This window comes from Paenibacillus sp. Root52, assembly GCF_001426865.1.
Taxonomy (GTDB): domain Bacteria; phylum Bacillota; class Bacilli; order Paenibacillales; family Paenibacillaceae; genus Paenibacillus.
On sequence record NZ_LMFO01000009.1, the window covers coordinates 46,267 to 67,948 of the forward strand.

The following is a 21,682-nucleotide window of genomic DNA, read 5'->3' on the forward strand; positions in this document are numbered from 1 at the left end:
AACACTTCAAATTTGTTGTCTTGACGGACTTCACGGTCTGTCTTGAATATATAGCTTCATAAAAAAATTCAATCAAAACTTGGGAGGAACTTACTCATGATTAAAGTAGGTATTAACGGTTTTGGACGTATTGGTCGCTTGGCATTCCGTCGTATTCAAAATGTAGAGGGCATTGAAGTTGTAGCAATCAACGACTTGACTGATGCTAAAATGCTGGCTCATTTGCTTAAATATGATACAACTCAAGGTCGCTTCGATGGCGATGTTGAAGTACATGATGGCTTCTTCAAAGTGAACGGCAAAGAAGTTAAAGTATTGGCTAACCGCAACCCAGAAGAACTTCCTTGGGGAGACCTCGGTGTAGATATCGTTCTGGAATGTACTGGTTTCTTCACAACTAAAGAAGCTGCTGAGAAACACTTGAAAGGTGGAGCTAAGAAAGTTGTTATCTCCGCACCAGCTACTGGCGACATGAAAACCATCGTTTACAACGTAAACCATGAAATCCTCGACGGTACTGAAACTGTAATCTCCGGCGCATCTTGCACAACGAACTGCCTGGCACCTATGGCAAAAACTTTGCAAGACAAATTCGGAATCGTTCAAGGTTTGATGACTACAATTCACGCTTACACTGGCGACCAAAACACGTTGGATGCTCCACACCCTAAAGGTGACTTCCGTCGTGCTCGCGCAGCGGCTGAAAACATCATCCCTAACACAACTGGTGCTGCTAAAGCAATCGGTTTGGTTATCCCTGAACTGCAAGGTAAATTGGACGGTGCAGCTCAACGTGTACCAGTAGCTACTGGTTCCCTGACTGAGCTTGTAACTGTATTGGGTAAAAAAGTTACTGCTGAAGAAGTTAACGCAGTAATGAAAGAAGCTTCCGATCCACAAACTTTCGGATACACTGAAGACGAAATCGTATCTTCCGATATCCAAGGTATCACTTTCGGATCCCTGTTTGATGCAACTCAAACTAAAGTTCTGACTGTTGGCGACCAACAATTGGTTAAAACTGTAGCTTGGTATGACAATGAAATGTCCTACACTGCACAATTGGTTCGCACTTTGGAGCACTTTGCAAAAATGATTAAGTAATATCTGCAATAACATAGAGCGGAAACAGAGTATTGTTTCCGCTCTTTATATATCAACCTTTTGCAAATTTCTCAAAAACACCAGGATTGACAAGGGTTTTTCGCTCTTCATTGGTCCACAAAATACATGGGTGCGGAGGAAATACAGATGAACAAAAAAAGTGTACGTGATATCGAATTGACAGGAAAACGGGCTTTTGTACGTGTAGATTTTAATGTACCGCTCGAAGATGGTAAAATTACAGATGACAAGCGTATTCGTGCAACGCTGCCTACGATCAACTTCCTGATCGAAAAAGGTGCTAAAGTCATTTTGGCAAGCCACATGGGTCGTCCTAACGGCGAAGTGGTTGAATCCTTGCGTTTGACTCCAGCAGCAGAGCGTTTGTCTGAATTGCTTGGTAAAACAGTTGTTAAAGCTGACGATTCCGTTGGCGAAAAAGTTAAAGCTCAAATCGCTGAATTGAACAACGGTGACGTATTGTTGCTTGAAAATGTTCGTTTCCACGCAGGCGAAGAGAAAAATGATCCAGAACTGGCAAAACAATTTGCCGAACTGGCTGACGTTTTCGTTAACGATGCGTTTGGTGCAGCACACAGAGCACATGCTTCAACAGAAGGTATCGCTCACTTGTTGCCGGCTGTATCTGGTTTGTTGATGGAAAAAGAACTTGAAGTGTTGGGTAAAGCAATTTCCAACCCTGAGCGTCCTTTCACAGCAATCATCGGTGGTTCTAAAGTTAAGGACAAAATCGATGTGATCGACAACCTGTTGAACATTGCAGACAACGTAATCATCGGCGGAGGTCTGTCTTACACGTTCATGAAGGCTCAAGGTCATGAAGTAGGTCAATCCCTGTTGGATGAGTCCAAATTGGATGTTGCTCTGGGCTTCATCGAAAAAGCGAAAAAACTGGGCAAAAACTTCTATTTGCCAGTAGATATCGTGATTTCCGATGATTTCAGTGCGAATGCAAACACGAAAATCGTAGAAGTTGGCGATATTCCTGCAGATTGGGAAGGTATCGACATCGGTCCTAAAACACGTGAGATCTATGCTGACGTTGTTAAAAACTCTAAACTCGTTGTATGGAACGGACCTATGGGCGTATTCGAAATCGAGCCATTCTCCCACGGTACACGTGCGGTAGCACAAGCTTGCGCTGAGACAGAAGCTTACACTGTAATCGGTGGCGGCGACTCCGCAGCAGCAGCAGAGAAGTTCAAATTGGCTGACAAAATGAACCACATCTCCACAGGTGGCGGTGCATCCCTCGAATTCATGGAAGGCAAAGTGCTTCCAGGCGTAGTTGCATTGAACGACAAATAAGATTTAAGCTATAGCATGAAGGAGTTGAAAACCATGAGAACACCGATTATTGCAGGTAACTGGAAAATGTTCAAAACTGTTTCCGAATCTAATGACTTCATTCAGGAAGTTAAAGGAAAAGCGGAAGTAGAAGGCGTGGAAACTGTAATCTGCGCACCATTTACGAATCTGCCAACACTGGTAGAAGCGGTTAAAGGTACAAACATCAAAATTGGTGCTCAAAATCTTCACTTTGAAGATAATGGTGCATTCACAGGTGAAATCAGTGGCGTTATGCTGAAAGACCTGGGTGTGGATTATGTCATTATTGGTCACTCGGAGCGCCGTCAATATTTTGCGGAAACCGATGAGACTGTTAATAAAAAGCTGCATGCAGCATTCCGTCACGGATTGACTCCAATCTTCTGTCTTGGTGAGACGCTCGAAGAGCGTGAAGCGAACCAAACTAAAGACGTATGCAAAGTGCAAACGGTAGCTGCTTTTGAAGGTCTGTCCGCAGAGCAAGCAGCACAAGTCGTTATTGCTTATGAGCCAATCTGGGCGATTGGAACAGGCAAATCTTCCACTTCCCAAGATGCGAATGAAGTTATTGCTTACATCCGTACATTGGTGAAAGATCTGTACAACGAGCAGGTAGCGAATGCAGTTCGTATTCAATACGGCGGCAGCGTTAAACCTGAGAACGTAACTGAATACCTCGGACAAAGCGACATCGACGGCGCACTTGTTGGCGGTGCTAGCTTGCAGCCGGCTTCGTTCATCGCGCTTGTTGAGGGGGCGAAGTAAGATGACAGCTCCAAAACCTGTAGCACTGATCATCATGGATGGCTTCGGTCTTCGTAATACGGTGGAAGGCAACGCGGTAGCGCAAGCCAAAAAGCCGAATTATGACCGTTTTATGAGCCAATTCCCACACACAACACTCACTGCTTGCGGTGAGGCTGTAGGTTTGCCAGAAGGGCAAATGGGGAACTCTGAGGTTGGTCACCTTAACATTGGTGCTGGCCGGATCGTTTACCAGGATTTGACCCGTATCTCCAAATCGATTCGCGATGGTGAGTTTTTCGATAACGAAACGCTCGTTAAAGCTGTACGCGAAGCGAAACAAAGCGGTAAAAAGCTTCATCTTTACGGCTTGTTGTCTGATGGTGGCGTACATAGTCACATCGACCACTTGTTCGCTATGCTGGATCTCGCCAAAAAAGAAGAAATGAATGATGTGTATATTCATGCCTTCATGGATGGCCGTGATGTTATGCCGGACAGTGGTAAAGACTTCATGCAAAAACTGATCGCGAAAATTGAAGAGGTTGGTGTAGGACAGATCGCTACGGTACAAGGTCGCTATTATGCGATGGATCGTGACAAACGTTGGGAGCGGGTTGAGAAATCTTACCGCGCTATCGTTTATGGAGATGGCCCTAAATACACTGATCCACTCAAAGCGGTTGAAGAATCGTATGAGAAATCCGTATTTGATGAATTCGTTGAACCAACGGTTATCGTCAAAGCGGATGGTGAGCCGGTAGGTTTGGTAGAAAGCGGCGATTCCGTTATCTTCCTTAACTTCCGCCCTGACCGTGCGATCCAGTTGTCGCAAGTATTCACGAACCAAGACTTCCGCGGTTTCGATCGTGGACCGAAGTTGCCTCAAGGCTTGCACTTTGTGTGCCTGACTCTGTTCAGTGAGACGGTTGAAGGTTATGTGGCGTACTCGCCGAAGAACCTCGACAATACACTGGGTGAGGTTCTGGTACAGAACAACAAAAAACAACTGCGTATTGCAGAAACAGAGAAATACCCGCACGTAACTTTCTTCTTCAGCGGCGGACGTGATGTTGAGCTTCCGGGCGAAACTCGCGTACTGATTAACTCACCAAAAGTTGCAACATATGATTTGCAACCAGAGATGAGCGCTTATGAAGTGGCAGACGCATGTGTACGCGAGATTGAAGCAGACAAACACGATGCAATCATTCTGAACTTCGCTAACCCTGATATGGTTGGACACTCCGGCATGCTGGAGCCTACAATTAAAGCGGTTGAAGTAACAGACGAGTGCATGGGACGTGTTGTAGACGCGGTTCTCGCAAAAGGCGGCGTTGTGCTGATTACTGCGGATCATGGTAACGCGGATATGGTATTCGATGAGCAAGGACGTCCGTTCACTGCACATACAACGAACCCTGTTCCATTTATCGTTACTGACCCTAATGTAACATTGCGTGAAGGCGGAATTTTGGCTGATATCGCGCCAACGATTCTTGACCTGATGCAATTGCCAAAACCGGAAGAAATGACAGGGACATCTGTCATCGCTATCCGTAAATAAGATACACAACCTCTTATATGAATTGGGCAGTTTGGCGTTTGCCCCAGAACGAAGACAGTAGAAATAGTCTGAAGAAGCAACGCGTTCGCCTTTATCACATGATTTCAACTTATGACGATAAGTTCAAAGAAATCAGGGGATAACAGCGATCGGAAGACGATTCTGCTGACGTAGTGAATAAGGGCAAGCACAAGTTTTCCCGAATTTAAATAAATCCAAATTTAAAGGAGATTATCACTCATGACTATTATTTCTGACGTGTACGCTCGCGAAGTCCTCGACTCCCGCGGTAACCCTACAGTAGAAGTTGAAGTATACTTGGAGTCCGGCGCAATCGGACGCGCAATCGTTCCATCTGGTGCATCCACTGGTGCCCACGAAGCTGTTGAGCTTCGCGATGGTGACAAATCCCGTTACCTCGGTAAAGGCGTTCTGCAAGCTGTTAAAAACGTAAACGAAACAATCGCTCCAGAAGTAATCGGTATGGACGCATTGGATCAACTGGGTATCGACAAATTGATGATCACTTTGGATGGTACGCCAAACAAAGGTAAATTGGGCGCTAACGCAATCTTGGCAGTATCTATGGCTGTAGCTCGTGCTGCTGCTGACGCTTTGGACTTGCCACTTTACGTTTACCTCGGCGGATTCAACGCTAAAGCTCTTCCAGTACCAATGATGAACATCATCAACGGTGGTGAGCACGCTGACAACAACATCGACGTTCAAGAGTTCATGGTTCTTCCTGTCGGCGCACCAAGCTTCAAAGAAGCTCTTCGCGTAGGCGCAGAAATCTTCCACAACCTGAAATCTGTATTGAGCTCCAAAGGCTTGAACACAGCAGTAGGTGACGAAGGTGGTTTCGCACCAAACCTGGGTTCTAACGAAGAAGCAATCACTACAATCATCGAAGCTATCGAAAAAGCTGGTTACAAACCAGGCGTTGACGTATTCTTGGGTATGGACGTAGCTTCCACTGAGTTCTACAAAGATGGTAAATATACACTTGCTGGCGAAGGCAAATCTTACACTTCTGCTGAGTATGTTGACCTTCTGGCTTCATGGGTTGAGAAATACCCAATCATCACTATCGAAGACGGTATGTCCGAAGATGACTGGGATGGTTGGAAATTGCTCACTGAGAAATTGGGAGACAAAGTACAACTCGTTGGTGACGACTTGTTCGTAACGAACACAGAGCGTCTGGGTAGAGGTATCGAGCAAGGTATCGGTAACTCCATCCTGATCAAAGTGAACCAAATCGGTACACTTACTGAAACATTTGATGCAATTGAAATGGCTAAACGCGCAGGATACACTGCTGTTATCTCCCACCGTTCCGGTGAGTCCGAAGACAGCACAATCGCTGACATCGCTGTTGCAACAAATGCAGGTCAAATCAAAACAGGTGCTCCTTCCCGTACAGACCGTATCGCGAAGTACAACCAATTGCTCCGCATTGAGGATCAACTGGGTGAACTGGCTCAATACAATGGTCTTAAAGGATTCTACAACCTCAACAAATAAGCTGTGTATACAGCTTTTCGGGCAAGCCGGGTAACCGGCTTGTCTTTTTATTATGGAGAGGAATCTACGTCAAACTTTGCTATTACAGTGGATAAAGTTGGATGGTTGTATAGGAAGCACTACTTGTATCACAGCAGTAGCTATGGTACAATCAAACTAACTGTTTTTATGGTGAGATGTTATGCCCACATGGGTAGGAGGTGGAAAGAATGGATATTGCTTTGAAATTGCTGCTCGTTGTTTTCTCGATCGGTCTAATCACTGTAGTATTGCTGCAGCACGGGAAAAGCGCTGGTTTGGCGGGTGCCATCTCCGGTGGTGCGGAACATCTTTTCGGTAAAACGAAAGCGCGCGGACTGGATCTTTTCTTGCAACGTGCAACGGTTGTACTCGGTGCAGGTTTCATGATTTTGTCTATTATTGTTACGATCGTGTCCAAGTAAGAAGGATACTTTCTTATACAATTCAATAGCATGAGCGGAATTCGCTTGTAAGATTAACCTTCGTTTCGAGAAGAAACGGAGGTTTTTTAATAAGTTTTAACGTGTCCAGTTTTTTCCTGCCACTACAATCACATGATTAATTTTCTCTTCTGTTCGGTTCTCCTTCCTTCGAAGGTATACCCCTGCGATGTAGGGAATGTACCTGTCTGTGCTTCCGCGCATAATCTATTCCTATAATGAGGTTCATGATACATGAACATGTGGATTGATCCCTTTTTCAGTAAGTATAGAAGAATTAATTCTAACTTGAAATGATCCGTAGTTACGTTTGAAAGCGTGCTTATGCTTAAGCAATCCTGCGTCTGTGGTTTTTTTGTTAGGGACGGATGTGCTGGATTGAATTCGTGTATACTAGGGTATGAGATAGTAAGGTATGCATTACATTGCATGAAATTGGTAAGGATTCCGATACATAAAGAGATGAGACCAGATCATACTTTTATGTTTCCCGAGGTGAATATATTAATGATAACAGAACAACAATTGCTCGACTTTATGCGGGAGACCGCTTATAAACCAATGACTTATCAAGAGCTGGAACAGCACTTCGAGATTGAAGATGCGGCTGATTTCAAATCTTTTTTGATTATGCTCAATACGCTGGAGGAATCCGGCAAGATTTTGCTTACCCGTAACAACCGTTACGGTATGCCTGAACGTATGGACTTGGTTCGTGGACGTTTGCAGGCACACGCCAAAGGGTTTGCTTTTCTAATCCCAGAAGATCGAGAGCACCCAGATGTGTACATTCACGCGAATGATATGAAAAGTGCGATGAATGGAGACATCGTGTTTGTGAAGGTCACTTCTAAAGGGCCATCAGGTGGACGTTTGGAGGGCGAGATTGTTCGCATTGTTACACGTGCGGTGACACAAGTCGTCGGTGTATTCCAAAGCCATGAAGTATACGGATTCGTCATTCCGGATGATAAACGCATTAACCGGGATATCTTCATTCCGCGCACCAATTTTGCTGGAGCTGTCGATGGACAAAAGGTTGTAGCGAAGATCGTTAGTTACCCAGAAGGCCGTGCAGCGGCTGAGGGTGAAATTATTGAGATTCTTGGGCATAAGGATGAGCCGGGGATTGATATTTTGTCTGTTATTCGCAAACACCAATTGCCAGAAGCTTTCCCGGATGAAGTCGTTGGTGAAGCAGAACAGGCTCCAGACTCCATTACAGATGAGGAGATCGTGCAACAGGGTCGTCGTGATCTGCGTGGACTGAATATTGTTACGATTGATGGCGAAGATGCCAAAGATCTGGATGATGCGGTAAACGTGGAGAAGCTACCTAATGGTAATTACCGTCTGGGTGTTCATATTGCTGACGTTGGTTACTATGTGCGTGAGAATTCTAAGTTGGATCAAGAAGCTTATAACCGTGGATGTAGCGTGTATTTGGTGGATCGGGTTATTCCGATGTTGCCACAGCGTCTATCTAACGGCATATGCAGCTTGAATCCGCAAGTGGATCGTCTGACATTGTCCTGTGAGATGGAGTTTAACGACCAGATGAAGGTTGTGAAGCATGATATTTTCACAAGTGTCATTAAGACCAAAGAGCGGATGACGTATAGCAACGTTCGTAAAATCCTTGGAGGCGAAGAGCCCGAATTGCTCGAACGATATAAAGATCTAGTGGATGACTTCCATCTGATGAAGGAGATTGCCTTGAAGCTGCGTGCGATGCGTATGCGCCGGGGGGCTGTTGACTTTGATTTTGAAGAGTCCAAGATCATTGTAGATAAAGAATGCAAACCGATCGATATTGTGAAACGGGAGCGTTCGATTGCGGAGCAAATTATTGAAGAATTCATGTTAGCGGCTAATGAAACAGTAGCAGAGCATTTCCACTGGCTTAAAGTACCGTTCATCTATCGTGTCCATGAAGACCCGGATCAAGAAAAACTGCAAAATTTCCTCGCCTTTGCGGCGAATTTTGGACACCACGTTAAAGGTCGCGGCAACGCCATCCATCCACGTGCACTCCAATCGTTGCTTGAGGACATCAACGGAACAAAAGAGCAGACGGTTATTAGTACAATGATGCTACGTTCCATGAAACAGGCGAAGTATGATTCCGAAATGTCGGGTCACTTCGGTCTGGCGGCAGAATTCTATAGTCACTTCACGTCTCCAATTCGTCGTTATCCTGACCTTGTTATTCACCGTGTGATTCGTGAGGTTATTGAGAACAACGGAGCTCTGCCGGAAAACCGTCAGGAGTACTTGGCTGGACGTATGGCGGACATTGCACAGCAATCATCCGAACGTGAACGTGTTGCGGTGGAAGCAGAACGTGATACGGAGAAAATGAAAAAAGCTGAGTATATGCTGGATAAAGTGGGCGAAGAGTTCGAGGGTATGATCAGCAGCGTAACGAGCTTCGGTATGTTTATTGAGCTGGAGAATACAGTAGAGGGTCTTATTCGCCTGAGTGCGCTCACGGACGACTACTACCATTTTGACGATCAACATATGGCTCTTATTGGAGAGCGTACTTCCAAAGTGTTCCGTATCGGTGATGAAGTGAAGATCCGCGTGGCACGTGTGAGCATGGAAGAGTATACGATTGACTTTGAAATGGTGGATATGAAGCCTCGCGGTGAACGTCCTGGTGGATTCGGTGGTGGTCGCGGTGGTAAAGGCGGTCGCCCTGCTGGTAGCGGTGGACGTGGTGCAGCGAAAGGTGGATTCAGTGGTTCACGTGGTGGCAAAGGTGGCTCTGGCTCTACAGGTGGTGCTGGAAGAGGTCGTGGCGGCAGATCACCGGAAGAGAGCAGCAAGGGTGGACACAGCGGACGCAGTGGCGCACCGAGTGCCGGAGCAGGCTCAACTGGCGGCTTTGCTGGTAAAGGTAGTGGCAAACCGAAGGGTGAGCGCCGGAGTGGAGAAGCTGGTGGATCGACTAATCGTGGCAAAGGAGCAGTAAGCTTCGGCTTCGGTTCAGGCAAAGGTGGTTACAGCTCTGCACCAAATGGTAGTCAGGAGAGTGGTGCTGGCGGAGGCCATGGAAGTGGTTCTAGTGGCCGCAGCGATCGCGGTGAGGGCAGCTTCAAATCCGGTAAAGGTGGCAAAGGCGGCAGTGGCCGCAAAAAAACATCACCTAGTGGTATCTTTATTGGCGATGCAGCAACACCTGGAGGCACTCAGGAAGGTGGAGCACCTCGTCGTAAGCGGAAGAAGAACAAAGGCGGAGCGGGTAATGGTACGGCTGCTTTTGTACGGAAGAAGAAAAAGTAAGGTAAGGCTGTCAGGTAGATAAGGTTGAACTGACAAGGTGCTTGATACGGATGAGCAGAACAATCCTTGAAGAAGCGGTATAGATGAAAAGACAGTCTAGAGGAATGTGTGAAGCTGTTTCGTATAGTCTGGAAAAGGTGTAATGAGGAGGGGCGGCTGAGGTCGCCTCTTTCTTGATTTTAACAGCTGTACTTGCTACAATTGAGGTCTGGCACAGGTACTTTGGTGCAACATGAATGCATGTGGACACAAGCATGGAACGGATTTATTTTATGAAGAAGGAGTGAGGACATGGGCAAGAATGATGGACAGAGTAAAGTGCTCGCACAGAACAAAAAGGCTTCCCATGACTACTTCATTGAAGATACGTATGAAGCGGGCATGGTGCTTACCGGAACGGAGATTAAGTCTATTCGTAACGGACGTGCGAATATTGGAGATGCGTTTGCCACAATTCGGAACGGTGAGATTCATATTCACAATATGCATATTAGTCCTTTTGAATAAGGGAACCGACATAATCCGATTGATCCAACACGTACGCGCAAGTTACTGATGCACAAGGCACAGATTCACAAGCTGCTTGGGCTGTCGAAACAGGATGGTTACAGCATTGTGCCGTTGAAAATTTATGTGCGTAATGGCTATGCCAAGCTGCTGCTTGGACTGGGTAAAGGTAAGAAACAATATGATAAACGTGAGACTGCTGCCAAACGGGATGCACAACGTGATATTCAAAGAGCAATGCGCGAGAAGCAGAAGATTGCTCGTTAATTGGATGGTTAGGCGTGAGAGGCTGTATCTAGATTTGTCAGCTAGTATTTATGGGTGAAGTAGTGGAAGTCGTATTACGTTAGGAGAATCTCAAGACTTGTCCGGTAAGGGCGGGATTGAGATTTTTTTATTGTTTGTGGAGCAGGTATGGTTGCGTGTGATGCGATAAGATAAGTTGGTGGTTGCTTAATTTGCTCGCATCGTGGGTAAAATAGTTAAGTGAAGCTGATTGTGAAACGAAGCTACGTGGCAGTGAACTTTACTTCGTCTGAGGGACGCGGTATAATATGTAGACGATTCGCTCGTAGCTGCTGTATTGGTTAAACTTGCACAGTTACTCAGTCCGCTGGAACGTCTTCCAGCAATCTGTACTATATCGGCAAGCTGTCCTGTGATAAGATTACTTATGTAGCAGACAGGAATGCCGAGTCAGAAAGAGCATCTTTTTACCTTGGAGGAAAAAGATGTGCAGCACCTTTGCTCCGTATTCACGGATTAATCCTGGAGCCCTTCTTATATGAGGGGGCGTTTATGGATTCGACGGGGATAGTTCGAGCATGGGTAGCGGGTAGTGGGGACGCGTCCGCTTCATCAACGCTAAAGCCTATTAAACGGCAAACAACAAACAAACTACGCTTTCGCAGCCTAAGAAACTGTGTGCGTGCTTCTAACCTGCATCGCCCATGTGACAGGATTAGGGGCTAACAAGTAGTGGGATACGCTGTCACATCTCCGCCTGGGGTGTGCTGAAGAAGACAATCAGGCTGACCCAACGTATAGCCGGTTACAGGGCGATACTCGGGTGACATCAAAACTGTGACTACACCCGTAGAAGCTTATGTGTCGTTATCTTCGGACAGGGGTTCGACTCCCCTCGCCTCCATTAGAGTCAAGTCAAAAGCCATCAACCAGTGTTCTGGTTGGTGGCTTTTCTGTTTATGATATAATAAGAATAAATTTAGATTGGGGGACTCCAGATGTTTGAAACTCGAGAACAGCTCCAAGAAATCTTAAAAAAAGCCAATCAACATGCACGGAAACAAGCTAAAGAATCAGGTGCCTCAATTTATTATATAAAAAACAACAAACGCGTTCGTGAGGATGCTGCGGGTAATAAATTCGAAATTATATTTGATGCTACTGGGAAACGCCAGGAGTTTGAATATCATGAGTGAAATCAGACCAGTCATGACTGTGTTTGCGGGTACCAACGGAGCAGGGAAAAGTACACTTAGCATGCAAATGAGAGAGTGGCTTGGTGAACTGGTTGATCCAGATCAAATTGCAAGAGAGTTGAAGCCAGAGAATCCGCGTAGTGCTGATCTGTCTGCTGGCAGGGAAGCTGTAAAAAGAATCCGATCTCTCATTAAAAGTGGTAAAAACTTCGCTATTGAAACGACATTGTCTGGATCGTTTGTTTTGAAACACATGCAAATTGCAAAAGAAAACAATTATGAAATTGTTGTTTACTATATCGGCCTCGAGGACGTTCAAATGCATATAGATCGTGTTGCCTCTCGCGTTGAACAAGGTGGACATTGGATTGCAGAAGAAGATATCCGTTATCGATATGGTCAATCATTAAAGAACCTTAAACCGGCTCTAGCCATCGCAGATCAGGCTATCATCATTGATAATACATACGAGCCTTTAATTGTTGCAGAAATCATACAGAGTAATTTGATCTATTGTGTTGAGTCCATACCTGCTTGGGCTAATCCTGTTCTTATTGGTTACTGATACTCGGGTGACATTAAAACTGTGACTACACCCGTAGAAACTTATGTGTCGTTATCTTAGGACAGGGGTTCGACTCCCCTCTCCTCCATTAGCAGTATTAGAAAAAGCACCCAAGAGGGTGCTTTTTTGTTTTTGGTGAGTTGAAAAGGGGGCGCTATCTTCTCCTCTAAAAACAGGTAAATGACACAATGCTTCTTAGATCGACTCCAGTAAACACCCATCTTCGACCGGTCCATCTAAAACCTGCAACGGATGTACGCCCTACAAAGGTTGGGAAGAACCAGAACGAGTTCCCATTTCTCAGCCACACATAGGTGTTGCGGAATAAACAACCGGCAATAGCTCCGGGGTCGATGGCGAACGCTGTAGCAGCGGGTTGCTGTGGTGTGAATTGTGGAGGAGGAGAGGATGGTGGCTGCTGTGTTCCTTGTGGTCCTTGAGGCGGCATGAATGCCATAAAATTTCACTCCTTAATGATAGGATTAGGCTTAGGTCAGGCCTATAATAATGAAATGGCGAGTAAATTGAACAGCACTAGGGGTAATACGACATCATTTTGGAAACCAGGAACAAAGCCTCGATTAGTCATAGGGCTTGGTAGTTTTAAGTATAAAATTCCCCTTTCGCAGTGGATGAGTAACCCTTCAAAAACATCGCCATCTACTGTCTCCACTCGGACAAGTGTATTAACATGGTTTTTACATGTATTTGTTACATGGTCTTGAATGGATTTTAAGTTATTCATAGTGGTTGGATCCATTCGAAACAATGTTTGTTCTTGTTGCCCCTGCAGTTGCAAGTTCATGGTCATGACCTCCAATTTAGATTCGTTCATTTGCTCCATGCTATGCAGAAGCCTATAGGGGAGTTACAGTTTGCATGTGATTGTTAACAGGTCTCCATTCTTTTAAACGGAACGACCCGAAGGGGATCGAGTAAATAAAAAAGCCCCTGGATACCAGGAGTTTTCCTCAACAGCACACTTGAATCGTTAATTCATTACATCAGAAATGGATGAACCCGTTACCCCAGAGAAATCTCCATTTACTTGACTACCCCCGCCACTCCATTGAAGTGTATAGTCTCCACCACGCAAGCCTTGTTCAAAACCTTGTTCGAAGCTTTTCCACATAAAATCTTCTTTTCCGGCAATCTCCTGAGAGAAATATACATTTCCCGTATTATTGTGTGTTAAGGAAACAAAAACCGAATGACTACTATGGTTGTTCATAGAAAGTTTAATATGGCCATGCCCCGCATTTACAGTGAAGGATTTTTGTACAACTGCATCACCACTTACAGTATCACCAATGGGTTTGTCCGTATCAAGAACCATTGGGTCGATCAATTGATCTTCGGTAAACGGACTACTATTGGGACTTTCAAGTGTATTTGATCTTGCAAGTACACCTTCCTGATTTGTGTTTGTTGAAGCATAAGCAATTATCGCTGTTATCGTCATAGCTAAAGCTAATGTCACCCATAAGCTACGTTTGTTCTTCATCAAATTAATTCCTCCCTTATAGAATTTCTCTCTTTTGATGTATTTAATATATAAAGCTATCTTCATATTATTAAGTATATTTGTAATATTATTACACTTAATACCAGTAGTAAAGTTTGGTGTGATATAGGTAGGTCAGAATTGAGAAAATTGATGGTGGCTAATTTCTATTTCAAACCTCATATTTCCCCTATATTCCCATGCCGTTTGATATAATTGTTACCATAATACGATTGTACATATATCTTAACTCCCTTTGTAAAACATACAATTTAAGGTTTTATATTTAAGTTACCATAGAGAGGAGCAATCTATTTCATGAATAATATGTTGTTGGTTGAGCAAGTATCTATTCGGGAAAAGGCTGTAGCATTTACGTTTGATGATGGACCACATCCGGTGTACACACAGCAAATCCTTGAGATTTTCCGTCGTGTGGGAGGACAAGCGACCTTCTTCATGATTGGTAAGGAGATGGAAGCTTACCCGGAAATTGCAGCTGAGGTTCACCGCGAAGAGCATGAGATTGCCAACCATACGTTTACACATCCCAATTTGACCGAATTGACGTTAGAGCAAGCTGGGGAAGAGCTGCAAAGAGCGGAGAACGTCATTCGGGAAGTAACAGGGAAACAGACAAATCTTTTCAGACCACCATACTTTGGGATAAATGACGACATCTTATCTCTGGCGGTAGAACAGGGTTACCATACGGTTGCTGCGGTTAACGGCGGTGCGAAGGATTGGGACAATCCTGGTGTGGAGTATATTTTGGAACACACAAGGCCTACGGTAAAGCCGGGTAGTGTACTCATTTTTCATGATGGCTATGGGGATCGTTCTCAGACCGTGGAGGCTGTTCGAATACTGGTAGAAGAGCTTATTGCGGAAGGGTACCGTTTGGTAACAGTAAGTGAATTACTAGCCATCTTGGATGAAGCGTGAGGAAATAAATTAAGATGAACCTAGCATGAAGTTGTTATTCGCACCGCGTGCAATATCCAGCACGCGGTGCCCTGCATCTTACCAATGCTGTTAAACCAGCCATTCTAGAGACATTAAGAATGGAACATAATTTTAACAAGAACTACAAGAACTACAAGAACTACAAGAACTACAAGAACTACAAGAACTACAAGAACTACAAGAACTACAAGAACTACAAGAACTACAAGAGAACTACAAGAACTACAAGAACTACAAGAACTACAAGAACTACAAGAACTACAAGAACTACAAGAACTACAAGAACTACAAGAACTACAAGTCCAGCTGCCCAGTTACATAGATCATATTCATATCAAACGAAAATTTCCGCATTCTAGCAATCACCAAACCTACTTACCCGTGAGCTCGTACTTCGCTAATGTTTTCTCCATGGTCAGATAAAAAGTATTGGCATTGACGAAGCGGATGTTCTCTGCCGAGAACGGTGCTTGGTCTAATTTTAATGCATTTATCGAGCTCAGCGTACGATCCAGCACATGATATACCGCTTTGGATGGCAGTGTAACATAATCATTGTTGGTAAACCCTTGCTCAATCAACTTCACAGGAACCAGCCCCTTATCCTCGACTGCACCGAATACAAAGTTATCCTTATTCAGAAACTGTAACTTACCAAGTTCAGGAAGATCGTCGAAGGTCCTTGTGGAGATCTGTTTGTTGTTTGTGTCATAGACGCTAAGTGTATTTTTCTCTTGAATGAGATAATGGTTGCCGATCGATTGAAACAGAGTACTATTAGGTACTGGTGTGGGCAAGGAGCGAGTCCATTTCTTTTTCCCTGTAGGTGAAATGCCTTGCAACGTTTCCATCCCTGTCTTTTCGTCGATGAGAGGAACAAGAATCGTACCCCCACTCAGGACATCAAAGTCGTTATGGTACGGACTGAAGTACTCTTTTGGCCAAGAGTAAGAGGTGATTTTTTTATTTCTTGAGATGGAGTAAACGGTTATGACCGTAGCATTCTCCTCATAGTTGGCGGTACCAACGTAATCTCCTTGGATGTGTCGAATATTGCCATTGTACAATCTGCTAATGAGTTCTTTACCTTCTGGTGAGTACAGCTTAAGTAGGTTTTGCTCCTTCACAAAATCAATGACTGCATAACGACCATCGCTCAGCACCTCAAAGTTTCCGCCATCAGGAAAGACCTTTTCCCAGCGTGGCTTCATATTGGCATCCATTGCAATCAGCTTGCTCCCATGTTTGTTTCCGACTTTAACGTCCTCTACATAATAGGCATTCCCATTGGCATCAATGTTGTATGGATTATATCTGTAAGGTGAGGTATGAACCCATTTTTGTTTGCCGGTTGCGTCGTTGACAGCCATCATTTGATAGGTAGATTTGTTCCCTACTTTATGACGTAGCAACATGTAAGCCGTATTGTCCTTCGTAGACACAATAGGTAAGTACTGATCTTCGATAGGCTTAGGGGCAAAATTATTCGTGCTGGTATTGGCTGGTACGGTGGTGCTCCAAGTAGGCTTGGGGAATTCTGTGAAGTCTGCCGCCGAAATTGTACTTGCTAGTGTCATACTCAGTGCGGTGATTAGCATTATTACCTTAGTACCGAGGGAAAGTCTGTTCATTCCGTCATATCCTCCTATAATTCATCATCTGTACGTGTATAACTAAAAACTAATATGTAATTATCGCCATTATATCAGATATTGTAGTATATTTCGTATAATAACGAATAGTAGAACGTGATCCAGATGTATCCACTCTACGAGAATATGAGTATTGTAATAAGCATTATCAAGCTAACCTAATAAGAACCGAGCCACAACAGAGCTTCATGTAGAGAGTTTAATAGTTTGAATTGTACATACACATACCTGATTTACGGAGTAAACACCAATAGGAGGATAATCATGAGAGTTTGGCTGAAAAGAATGGGATATAGCGTCATCGCTTTGCTGGGTCTTCTGTTTATATTTATCGCTATTAGCTTCACGAATCATCGGATTCAATCAAAACAAGAATCAGCTTTACTTGTACCTCCTGGAACGATGGTCAATGTGAATAATCATGAGATGCACGTCTATACCGACGGTACGGGATTACGAACGCTTGTCTTTATGTCGGGCGGGGGTACATCGGCTCCTGTACTGGATTTCAAAGCTTTATACACTAGATTATCGGATCAATACAAGGTTGCAGTTGTGGAAAAAGCAGGTTATGGCTTCAGTGAAACGGCAAAGGTCTCCCGTGATATCGATACGATGCTAGAAGAGACACGAACCGCACTGACTTTGGCAGGACAGCAGCCACCATATGTCTTGTTCCCCCATTCGATGTCAGGCATTGAAGCCTTACATTGGGCACAGATGTACCCTGATGAAGTCGAAGCGATCATTGGACTTGATCCTGCGGTTCCAGAGGTGTATGAGGAATACCCACTTCCTTCGCCTGGAACGATGACACTTACCGGTATGGGAGCACGTATTGGAATCACCCGCTTTTTCCCCGGCATTGTAGATTCATCAGCAGCTATTCAGCAGAAGCATCTCTCGTCGCAAGAAGAGGAGCTCTACCGAGCCCTATTCTACAAAAGTACGCAGACGTCGAACATGAACGACGAAGTGAAGATGATTAGAGATAACGCGGCCAAGGTTCTGGAACACGGTGTTCCAGATGTACCGATGTATTTCTTTGGTTCGAGCGGGGAGGAAGTGCCGGTGAAGAACTGGCAGGCTGTTTTGAAGAGTTACATAGCGTCTGTGAAAAAAGGCGAAATTCTAATCTTGCCTGGTGGACATTATATTCATAACGAAGCACCAGACCGTATCGCGGAGGAAAGCAAACGATTCATCGAGCAGCTATAGCAGGGCGCGGCTGAGCGGTCTTATGAGGTTAGACGAAGAAACCACCTTCTTAGGTGGTTATTTTTGTGGGCATTTTGCGTAGTGCTTCAAACTACTCTATAATAGTAGGCTAAACTAAACTGTGTGAGGAGGAAACCATGGACTTTATTAGAAATCAACTAGAAGAATTGGGCATGAGTGAACCATCCATCGGGTATCTTTCAAACATCATCATGATTATTTTTATAGCGATGATCTCAGTAGTGGCGAATTATATTGCCAAAAAAATCGTACTCAAGACGATCAATCATATCGTCAATAGCAACCGCTACAGATGGGGCAACATCATTGTTGAGAAAAAATTATTTCACAAACTGTCGCATCTTGTGCCAGCCATCATCATCTATTACTCAGCTTATATCTTTCCATCCTACCAAGCCTTAGTAGAGAAGGCTGCAATGACATATATGATTGTTGTCATGATCACCGTGTTCAACACATTACTCAATGTATTTGATGAGATATATCGCTCCTATGAAGTCTCGAAGATTAGACCGATTAAGGGATATATTCAGGTGGCGAAGATTGTCCTATTTATTATAGGAGGCATTATTGTCATCTCGAACCTGATCGGTCAGAATCCGTTGATCATTCTTAGCGGACTTGGTGCGCTATCGGCGGTGTTGATGCTGGTGTTCAAGGACTCGATTCTGGGGCTAGTCGCGGGGGTGCAATTATCATCCAATGATATGGTACGCGTAGGCGACTGGATTGAAATGCCGAAATATAATGCAGACGGTGACGTCATCGACATTACACTGAATACCGTGAAGGTGCGAAATTTTGATAAAACGATTACGATGATTCCCAGCTATGCTCTAATCTCTGACTCCTTCCGAAACTGGAGAGGTATGCAGGTCTCGGGCGGTAGAAGAATTAAGCGAAGCATCTATATTGATATCAGTAGTATCCGATTTTGTACGGAGGAGATGGTAGCTGAATTTGAGAAAATTCACTACTTAACCGATTATGTAACCACCAAGCTAGAGGAAATCGAAGCCTACAACGTTGAGCATCAAGTAAACCGGGAGAGCAATGTGAACGGTAGACAGCTCACCAATGTAGGTGTCTTCAGGGAATATATTCATCAATATCTACGGAATCATCCCAAAATCAATCAGGATATGACGATGATTGTAAGGCAGCTAGCACCGGAGGATCGCGGACTTCCTCTTGAAATTTACGCGTTCAGCAATGATATCAATTGGAGTGTATATGAATCCGTTCAGGCTGATATCTTTGACCATATCTTTGCGGTTGCTCAAACCTTTGGACTTCGTGCGTTCCAGAATCCAACGGGTCATGATATTGTGCAACTGAAAGAAGATAAACAATATGTGCGTGAGTACTCATAGAAATGATTCTAATGCCGTTAACCCTTAGGGTTAATGGCTTTTTTGTCTGTGATATAATAGGCATATTTTAAATCAAAACAAGCTGGGGGTAACAGCAACTTTAAAGGCTATTCTGTCATCAAAGTGGGGAGGTGCATATATGGATTGGGAAGCTCATATCGAGCGGTGGAGCCGAACTGCCGTTAGATTACTGGAGATTCGGCATTATGGTGCAGCGCAGGATACATTCCCTGATGTTGATCTGGGACAGGGCAGTTTTTTCGTGGTCATCACACATGGAAAGGCAAGGGTAACTTTATCGGGAAAGGTGTATCAGGCTCAGGCTCCCTATATTCTGCACGGGGGAGAGGGAGCTGAACTGAGTTTACATCAACTAAATCAGGACTTTGCCTGTTACTTCATTTATTATACAGCGTTCTGTACGTCACTAGAGGATGCGCAGAGCTTTCGTTTACCGTATGTTTTTACACCCTATGCATTACTGGCCATCCAGGAAAAATGTGATGCGATGTATCGTTTATGGCAGCAGACGAGTCCGAAGGATAAGTTACAGGCACAGTCTACATTCCTCCCGTTTGTATACGAGGTCTTAAGGCAAATTCACACGTCGGGAACCCAAGAAAACAGCAGAACGAATATAGTGACAGATACGATCAACTACATTCACACGCATTATAGTGAGGCCATTACCGCGGAAGAATTGGCGAGAAGGTTTCAGTGTAGCACAAGCTATTTATCTCGTTTGTTCAAAAACCAGATTGGCCTTGGCCCGATTGAATATCTCATTCATGTGCGTATACACAAATCGAAGCAGCTTCTATTAAAGACAGAGGCACGTATTCAGGAAGTAGCAAGCAACGTGGGGTATGCGGATGTGTACTATTTTAGTCGTTTGTTCAAAAAGTATACCGGCTTATCGCCATTACAGTTTCGTGCAGAACATCAACAAACAGTTCAGGTTCAGTATAATCCATTACGATGGTTGGAATCGTCTATTGTAAGCCCCAACGCCTATTCCCATAATGAGAATGAGACTTATTATCAATTGAATGGGGAAGGGGACACATCGATGTTTAGATTTTCAAGACCAACCTTTGGAGCGATGATGCTACTATGTACATCCTTGCTTCTCAGTGCGTGCCAGACAAGCAGCGCTACAGATATAGCGGCCTCCCAGCCGACTACATCATCAGAACCATCGACGACTACAGCTACATCCACAGACAGCAACACTACAGAAACGCGGTTGTATACTCATTTGAAGGGCGAAACGGAAATTCCCGTGCATCCTCAGCGTGTCGTCAGTTTTTATCATATGGGTGAACTGATGACACTCGGGGTGAAGCCAGTTGGAACAACAACATACATTCTGGATAATCCGCTGATAGAGGATATTTCCGGCATTGAAGATGTGGGCGTTCCGCCGGATGCCGAGAAGATTCTATCACTGAATCCAGATCTGATTGTGACGACGGCTGCTTTTGCAGAGGTAATGGAAGGTGGATATGATGCACTTAGTCAGATCGCCCCAACCATTGTTGTTGAGCAGTATAATGACCCGATTAAGGATGTTGAAATGTTTGGTGATATTCTTGGAAAGCAGGAGGAAGCCAAGCAATGGAATGAGAAGTTCGCAGCCAAAATCGCTGAATATAAGGAGAAAGTTAGCCCTTATGTGAGTGATGATGAGACATTCTCTATTTTAAATGTGCGACCTGATGCGCTCTTTGTCTATGGGGATACCAATATGGGAGGCAATATCATTTACAAATATCTTGGTCTGAAGCCAGCCGCAAAAGTAGAGACAGACGTAATCAAAGGTGAAACCTGGGAGATCTCAGCCGAGGTGGTTCCGGAGTATATCGGTGATCGGTTATTCCTCGCGGTGACTGAAGGTTCAGACGAGCATCTCAAGGACGTACAGAAGTTGATTCAACAATCGCCTGCAGGGAAGGCGGGCAAAGTTTACTCTATTGATTTTGATAAGTTTCTGATGAGCGATCCAATTAGTGTAGAGAAACAGCTCGACATCGTGGTTGATATACTTACAGAGAATGAATAAACAAAGCACCGATTAGGTAAGGCAATAGAATGCTAATCACTCAAAAGAGTTCTCAAAAAGCCCTCATTATTCATGATGAGGGCTTTATTCTGTTCTATCTCTACTTATTGCCCATCTAAAATATCCCCAGCTAGGCCCTTCATAAAGTGAACATACACGTTCTGTTAAATGTATTTTTTGTCCATTTTCTCAATTAATCTGCATTTTACCTAGACCTAATCACATGTAAACACTAGAGCAGTAGAGTTGAGGTATAGACATCTAGACAACCCTACAGTATGCACATCAGCCTGTAACAGGCATTTGATCATTGAGCTGGCGCCGCTTCCTG

At 44.4% G+C, this 21,682-nt stretch carries 17 protein-coding genes, 1 other RNA gene and 1 pseudogene; 15 read left to right on the top strand and 4 right to left on the bottom strand.

Annotated features, from left to right (window positions below):
* The first annotated feature begins 96 nt into the window (after positions 1–96).
* The 11 genes and pseudogenes from gap to ASD24_RS10595 all read left to right on the top strand — a co-directional run bounded on the left by gap (position 97) and on the right by ASD24_RS10595 (position 12,555).
* Positions 97–1,104: a type I glyceraldehyde-3-phosphate dehydrogenase gene (gap, locus tag ASD24_RS10550; protein WP_056695277.1), complete on the top strand. Its 1,008-nt coding sequence runs from the start codon at positions 97–99 to the stop codon at positions 1,102–1,104.
* Between the two features lie 147 nt (positions 1,105–1,251).
* A complete protein-coding gene (locus ASD24_RS10555; protein ID WP_056695280.1) occupies positions 1,252–2,433 on the top strand; it encodes a phosphoglycerate kinase in 1,182 nt (393 codons plus the stop codon).
* Positions 2,434–2,466: 33 nt separating this feature from the next.
* Complete coding sequence (gene tpiA, locus ASD24_RS10560) at positions 2,467–3,219, top strand: triose-phosphate isomerase (RefSeq protein WP_056695281.1); 753 nt, start codon at positions 2,467–2,469, stop codon at positions 3,217–3,219.
* Position 3,220: 1 nt separating this feature from the next.
* Positions 3,221–4,765 carry a 2,3-bisphosphoglycerate-independent phosphoglycerate mutase gene (gpmI, locus tag ASD24_RS10565; RefSeq protein ID WP_056695283.1) on the top strand — a complete coding sequence of 515 codons (1,545 nt, stop codon included), beginning with the start codon at positions 3,221–3,223 and terminating at the stop codon, positions 4,763–4,765.
* Between the two features lie 240 nt (positions 4,766–5,005).
* Positions 5,006–6,292, top strand: a complete 1,287-nt coding sequence (gene eno / locus ASD24_RS10570) for a phosphopyruvate hydratase (RefSeq protein ID WP_056695285.1) — start codon at positions 5,006–5,008, stop codon at positions 6,290–6,292.
* A 209-nt stretch (positions 6,293–6,501) separates the two neighbouring features.
* Positions 6,502–6,735, top strand: a complete 234-nt coding sequence (gene secG / locus ASD24_RS10575) for a preprotein translocase subunit SecG (RefSeq protein WP_056695287.1) — start codon at positions 6,502–6,504, stop codon at positions 6,733–6,735.
* A gap of 525 nt (positions 6,736–7,260) precedes the next feature.
* Complete coding sequence (rnr, locus tag ASD24_RS10580) at positions 7,261–10,041, top strand: ribonuclease R (protein WP_056695289.1); 2,781 nt, start codon at positions 7,261–7,263, stop codon at positions 10,039–10,041.
* 291 nt (positions 10,042–10,332) lie between these two features.
* Positions 10,333–10,815, top strand: a pseudogene (gene smpB / locus ASD24_RS10585) (SsrA-binding protein SmpB).
* Between the two features lie 521 nt (positions 10,816–11,336).
* Positions 11,337–11,701, top strand: a transfer-messenger RNA (tmRNA) gene (gene ssrA / locus ASD24_RS29915).
* Positions 11,702–11,792: 91 nt separating this feature from the next.
* Positions 11,793–11,990, top strand: coding sequence for a hypothetical protein (locus ASD24_RS10590; RefSeq protein ID WP_056695291.1), 198 nt, complete (start codon positions 11,793–11,795; stop codon positions 11,988–11,990).
* Positions 11,983–12,555, top strand: a complete 573-nt coding sequence (locus ASD24_RS10595; RefSeq protein WP_056695293.1) for a zeta toxin family protein — start codon at positions 11,983–11,985, stop codon at positions 12,553–12,555. Before ASD24_RS10590 ends, ASD24_RS10595 begins: the two co-directional genes overlap by 8 nt.
* A gap of 166 nt (positions 12,556–12,721) precedes the next feature.
* Here ASD24_RS10595 and ASD24_RS10600 read toward each other — a convergent pair whose 3' ends face one another.
* From ASD24_RS10600 to ASD24_RS10610, 3 genes are all read right to left on the bottom strand, one after another.
* Complete coding sequence (locus ASD24_RS10600; RefSeq protein WP_056695296.1) at positions 12,722–13,012, bottom strand: hypothetical protein; 291 nt, start codon at positions 13,010–13,012, stop codon at positions 12,722–12,724.
* 42 nt (positions 13,013–13,054) lie between these two features.
* Positions 13,055–13,360 carry a hypothetical protein gene (locus ASD24_RS10605; RefSeq protein ID WP_056695298.1) on the bottom strand — a complete coding sequence of 102 codons (306 nt, stop codon included), beginning with the start codon at positions 13,358–13,360 and terminating at the stop codon, positions 13,055–13,057.
* A 186-nt stretch (positions 13,361–13,546) separates the two neighbouring features.
* A complete protein-coding gene (locus ASD24_RS10610) occupies positions 13,547–14,059 on the bottom strand; it encodes a hypothetical protein (RefSeq protein ID WP_056695299.1) in 513 nt (170 codons plus the stop codon).
* A 318-nt stretch (positions 14,060–14,377) separates the two neighbouring features.
* Between ASD24_RS10610 and ASD24_RS10615 the strand changes: the two genes are divergently transcribed.
* Positions 14,378–15,004, top strand: coding sequence for a polysaccharide deacetylase family protein (locus ASD24_RS10615; RefSeq protein WP_056695301.1), 627 nt, complete (start codon positions 14,378–14,380; stop codon positions 15,002–15,004).
* Positions 15,005–15,396: 392 nt separating this feature from the next.
* Here ASD24_RS10615 and ASD24_RS10620 read toward each other — a convergent pair whose 3' ends face one another.
* Positions 15,397–16,656 carry a hypothetical protein gene (locus ASD24_RS10620; RefSeq protein WP_056695303.1) on the bottom strand — a complete coding sequence of 420 codons (1,260 nt, stop codon included), beginning with the start codon at positions 16,654–16,656 and terminating at the stop codon, positions 15,397–15,399.
* A gap of 285 nt (positions 16,657–16,941) precedes the next feature.
* On the opposite strand from ASD24_RS10620, the gene ASD24_RS10625 reads away from it, so the two are divergent.
* The 3 genes from ASD24_RS10625 to ASD24_RS10635 all read left to right on the top strand — a co-directional run bounded on the left by ASD24_RS10625 (position 16,942) and on the right by ASD24_RS10635 (position 21,351).
* The gene (locus ASD24_RS10625) at positions 16,942–17,895 is read left to right on the top strand and encodes an alpha/beta fold hydrolase (RefSeq protein ID WP_056695305.1); all 954 of its coding nucleotides are present in this window, start codon (positions 16,942–16,944) and stop codon (positions 17,893–17,895) included.
* Between the two features lie 137 nt (positions 17,896–18,032).
* Complete coding sequence (locus tag ASD24_RS10630; RefSeq protein WP_056695308.1) at positions 18,033–19,289, top strand: mechanosensitive ion channel family protein; 1,257 nt, start codon at positions 18,033–18,035, stop codon at positions 19,287–19,289.
* Between the two features lie 139 nt (positions 19,290–19,428).
* Positions 19,429–21,351: an AraC family transcriptional regulator gene (locus ASD24_RS10635; protein ID WP_056695309.1), complete on the top strand. Its 1,923-nt coding sequence runs from the start codon at positions 19,429–19,431 to the stop codon at positions 21,349–21,351.
* Positions 21,352–21,682 lie beyond the last annotated feature (331 nt).